3 protein-coding genes are annotated in these 4,508 nt (G+C 67.6%); 1 reads left to right on the plus strand and 2 read right to left on the minus strand.

The window, feature by feature from the left end; all coding sequences use genetic code 11:
• Together HUU95_RS09240 and HUU95_RS09245 are read right to left on the minus strand one after the other, a co-directional pair.
• Positions 1 to 2,254 (minus strand): Tn3 family transposase (locus tag HUU95_RS09240; protein ID WP_174279845.1); only part of this gene is annotated, 2,254 nt, incomplete at its 3' end.
• A 9-nt stretch (positions 2,255 to 2,263) separates the two neighbouring features.
• Positions 2,264 to 2,887, minus strand: a complete 624-nt coding sequence (locus tag HUU95_RS09245) for a recombinase family protein (protein ID WP_174279846.1) — start codon at positions 2,885 to 2,887, stop codon at positions 2,264 to 2,266.
• Between the two features lie 337 nt (positions 2,888 to 3,224).
• Here HUU95_RS09245 and HUU95_RS09250 point away from each other — a divergent pair, with 337 nt between their 5' ends.
• Positions 3,225 to 4,244: a hypothetical protein gene (locus tag HUU95_RS09250; RefSeq protein ID WP_174279847.1), complete on the plus strand. Its 1,020-nt coding sequence runs from the start codon at positions 3,225 to 3,227 to the stop codon at positions 4,242 to 4,244.
• The last annotated feature ends 264 nt before the right edge of the window (positions 4,245 to 4,508 follow it).

A 4,508-nucleotide genomic window follows, 5' to 3' on the forward strand; every position in this document is an offset into this window, starting at 1 on the left:
CGGTCTCCTGCTCCAACACGACCGCGAGCAGGTAGAGGCTGTCGCGGAACGTGCCCGGCACCGTCTCGCCGTTCAGGCCGGTGAACTGGTCGGAAGCGAGATTGTACCAGGTGACCCCGCGCTTGCGCCCGAAATATTTAGGGTTGGGACCGGCATGGATCGTGCGGACGGGCACGGTGAACCGCAGCCCGTCCGCGGAGGCGACCTCGCCGCCACCCCAGCGATGCGCGAGCGGGATGGCGTTCTGGGCGGCGACCAGCACCGCGTTAGCGACCGTCAGCGTCTCGGCGCGCATGAAGTTCTGCTTCACCCAGCTCAGCCGCGATCGGCGCAGCGCCGGGGCGTCGCGCCTGATCAGCGGCTCGAACCCGGTATTGGTCGCCTCGGCGAGCAGCACCGCGCAAATGGTGGTGGCGATGTCCTCGGCCCGGGCGCTGCCCTCGCTCGCATGGGTGAACGAGGCGGCGAACCCGGTTCGCGCGTGCATCTCCATGATCAGCTCGGGCAAGTCGACCCGCGGCAGGCGCGCCTCGACGGCCGCGCGCAGCCTGGTCAGGCTGGCGGGTTCCTCGATCCGGTCGAGCGGCTCGACCGAGAGGTCGGCTCCGTGGTCGGTGCCGACGATGGTCACCGCCTTGTTGGCGGGAATACGCGCGGCCGTCTCGCGATAGGCGAGGTCGAGGCGCTTCGAGAGCATGGCGAGCTCCTCGTCGCCCGCTGCCGCGACCCCAACCGTGCGGCAGATCACCGGCCGTGCCGCCTCCCAAGCGGCACCCTTGAGCAGGGCCTTTCGCGGGTCGGCATAGCGGAGCGAGCGCACCGGGAACACATCGCGGCGACGGATGGCGTGACGCAGCCGATCGACCGTCGCCAGCCGATACCCGGCGAGGTCGAACGCCCCATCGTTCGTCCTGAGCTGAGCGGCCCAGGCCTTGGGCGCGAACGCGGTAGGGGCGGGTCCCGGCTTCCTGGCGCCGCGCTGGAGCGAGCGAAGATGACCAACCGCGTCCAGCAGCGGCTTGCCGGCCGGCGCGGCTTCGAGCTCGATCCCGCTCAGCAGCGCGGGCAGGTATCGCAGCTTGCCCGGGTGCCGACGCAGCTCCGCGAAGTAGGTGGCGTCGCCCGGCACCGCGAGCAGCGTGATCTGGGCGACCGCCTCGGCCAGCGCGCTCCGCTCGATGCCCGCGAACACCGCGGCGCGGACCTCGCCATCGGCCGTGTCGTCGTCGAGCAGCACCGCGCCGGCATCGCGCAGCAGCAGCGCGGCCGCGTCCAGATCGCGCAGCGTGCGTATCCGCGCCTCCTTGGCGGTCGCGCGCGCGTGGGAGAACATGGTGGTCGACACCGCGTCGAACAGGTCGATGACGTCGTCCCCGGCCGAGGCTTCCAGCGTGCGGATAAACGCGACCAGGGTCGCGGCGCGGCGATCGTCGGGAAGCCTCGCCACGGCCTGCGCCTTCGCCACGGACGCGAACCGCGCGAGCGACGCGGCCTTGCCGGACGGGATGCGGTCGAGTTCGGGCAGCCCGGACGCAAGCGCGCGGATTTCTTCGAGCCGCTTGACCGCGCGGCCGATCTCCGGACCGCTTTGCAAATACGGTCCATCGCGCAGCCGATCGAGCGGGCTCTGCCGCCCGTTATCGGGCACCTGCACCAGCCCGTCGAGCCGATCGCGCTGCTCAGGGCTCAGGCGGTCCACCAACCGATGATGAAGGTGCCGATGCACCCGCGCCCGCACCCGGGCGACCACCCGCTCAAGCACCGACAGGCCGGGCAGGACCACCTTGGCGGCGAGCAGCCAGGCAACAGCGCGATCGAACAGCGTCGAGGGACGATCGGTGCCGGTCCAGCACACCGCGTACAGGAAGCGGTTGAGCCGGAACGCCACGCCGAAGTCGGGGAACTGGCGATAGCCGTAGCGATCACGGATGCGAGGACCATGCCGCCAGCGGCCCGCGCTCGCGACATAGGTGTTCATCAGCCCGGCCGTGCCGGTCATGGCGAGCTGGTCGCCCGCGAACCGCGCGACCGTGGCGGGTGTCTGCGACACGTCCTCGAGCAGCGTGCCCAGCAGCCGCAGCGAGCCGAGCTGGACGGCGACCCCGAGCCGGTTGTGATCGCCGCGATGCTCGCCGACGAACGCGCGATCGGCGTCGTCCAGGTGGAAGAACCGCGTCAGCTGCTCGGGCGTCGGGTCGCCGGCGAAGCGTCCGTAGCGGAGGGCCTGGCCGTCCGAAAGGAAGCTGACCGGCACGGGTTGCCGCTATGCCGCGATCGCAGGCTTGGCGGCGCGCTTGCCTAGCAGCTCGGTCGCGCGTTCTCGCGGTTGACCCTTGGCGTCGACATAGGCGTAGAGCGTGGACACCGACACGCCGAGCTGGGCCGCGACGTCGCGCGCGGCATTGTCCCGGTCGGCCATCAGCGCCATCGCCGCCTTCAGCTTCTGGCGAGTCATCACCCGCGGGCGCCCGCCCGAACGGCCACGCGCGCGCGCCGCGGCCAGCCCCGCCATCGTCCGCTCATGGATCAGGTCGCGCTCGAACTCGGCCAAGGTCGCGAAGATGCCGAACACCAACCGCCCTGTGGCCGTGGTCGTGTCGACGTCGCCGGTCAGCACCTTGAGGCCGACACCCCGCTTTTGGAGGTCGCCGACCAGCCCGACGACATGCGGCAGCGAGCGGCCAATCCGATCCAGCTTCCAGATCACGAGCGCATCGCCGTCGCGCGCGATGTCCAGCGCGCGCGCCAGACCGGGGCGGTCGACCGCCCGGCCGGAGCACACGTCCTCGCAGATCCGATCGGGCGCGACACCGGCCGCGACCAGTGCGTCGCGTTGCAGGCCAAGGTTCTGGTCTGCCGTCGACACCCGCATATATCCAACCAGCATAGCCCCGCGCCTCTCCCGTTCCAGGAACGTAGGACAGGGCAGGTTTATGGGCCACAGGTTTCTACATGGCTTTATGTGAGAAACGGACTGGGATCGCGGTCCGGTTCTGACCGCAGCGCGGGTTCACATCAAACCGGGGTTTGTTGGACGCGCATCGGGGTCGACTTGGCTTGCTCACCCACGAGCGATACGACTAAGTCTTGCCCAAGGGGGAAGGTATGTTGAACGGCAGATCAAGGGCCGCTGGCTAATGGCCTCGACGCAATACACCGGCGATCAACTACCCAAACTGGCGCGGTAAGATACAGCGAAGCAAGAGGTCCGGGAGGGAACGCGAATGAATGCTGAGACGCAACGGAACCTGGCCCCCCGGCAGCTCGCAGCGAGAGCTGCACCCTTCGTAATCGTCGCGCTGGCTGGAATTGCCGCACGTTCACCACTTGTCGCGATCTATCCTCTTGCCGCGGCGCTGCTGTTTCTATGGATCGTGTCGGACACGATGATGCTGGCGCTGATTGCGCGCGCGCCGAAACGACGTCCGGCGCGACATGCCGTCTTGGGCACGTTAGCCGGTGCGAGCATCACCGTCTGGTTCGGCTCTCCCGCCGCCCTCCGTCAGGCGCTGTCCGCAACGCCCCCAATCACGGCGATGATGCTGATCGCCGTCCTGGGGCATGTCGCGTGGGGAACATTGCGGGCAGGGCGCATATTTCGGGCTGGCGAGACCACGACAGGTGATCGGTGGTTGGCCGCTGCATCGGAAGTGCTGCCTCCCATGCTGGTCCGGCTCGCCGCGGCCGAGCTGACCATTCTTCATATGGCGCTTTTCCGCTGGGGCGGGCCGGCCGATGTGCCCGCCAACTGCCGCGGTTTCTCATACCACAAGCATCTGACGCCGATGTGCGCTACCCTGCTGATCCTGTCGGGGATAGAGGTCGCCGTTTATCACCTGCTGGTCGGGCATTGGAGCCGCACGGCGGCTCTAGTGATGTTCGTTCTCAGCGATCTCGGGCTAGTGTACCTAGTTGGCTTGATCAAATCGTTCCGGTTCCGGCCGGTGCTGCTGACGCCGGACGGGGTGTGTGTCCGGGCTGGCATACTCATCAATCAGCCAATCCCGCTTGATTTGATTGTCGACGTCGAGACCGGATTTAGTGGAGAGGCGGTTCGTGACCCCGCCACCTTGAACGCTGCACTCCTGGCTTGGCCCAACATCCTCCTCAAGCTAAACGGATCCGTCGGTCGGCGATCGCTGCTGAAACGCAAGCGAGCTTTCCGCAACATCGCTTTTCGACTGGACGATCCTGAACCTTTCATCCGGCTCCTGCGCTGGCGGCTTGGCCAAAGGGCTTCCTGAGCGAAAGCAGCGCCCGCGTGTGGTGAATGCGGCTTGGCGCGCACGAACGGGCCTTGTGTAGGTTTTCTGTTCCGTTGCTACTCAGACCCCATGTAGAGCTTCTGCCAACGCCACCAGACCTTGGGAAGAAAAGCGTCGCGCCGCGAACCGACCCAAGCTCGCTCCAGACACGGTCTTTCCAGAGACTATGGGCGGTTACGCTGACCGACAGGGTCATCGCAATCGCGCAACACATTGCCGTGGCCAGGTAGATGGCGGTCCAGT

This window comes from Sphingomonas bacterium (assembly GCF_903643065.1).
In the GTDB taxonomy this organism is placed as follows: domain Bacteria; phylum Pseudomonadota; class Alphaproteobacteria; order Sphingomonadales; family Sphingomonadaceae; genus Sphingomonas.

Coding starts and splice junctions, on each gene's coding strand:
- HUU95_RS09245 (WP_174279846.1), bottom strand. CDS start 2,887: ATGCTGGTTGGATATATGCGGGTGTCGACGGCAGACCAGAACCTTGGC.
- HUU95_RS09250 (WP_174279847.1), top strand. CDS start 3,225: ATGAATGCTGAGACGCAACGGAACCTGGCCCCCCGGCAGCTCGCAGCG.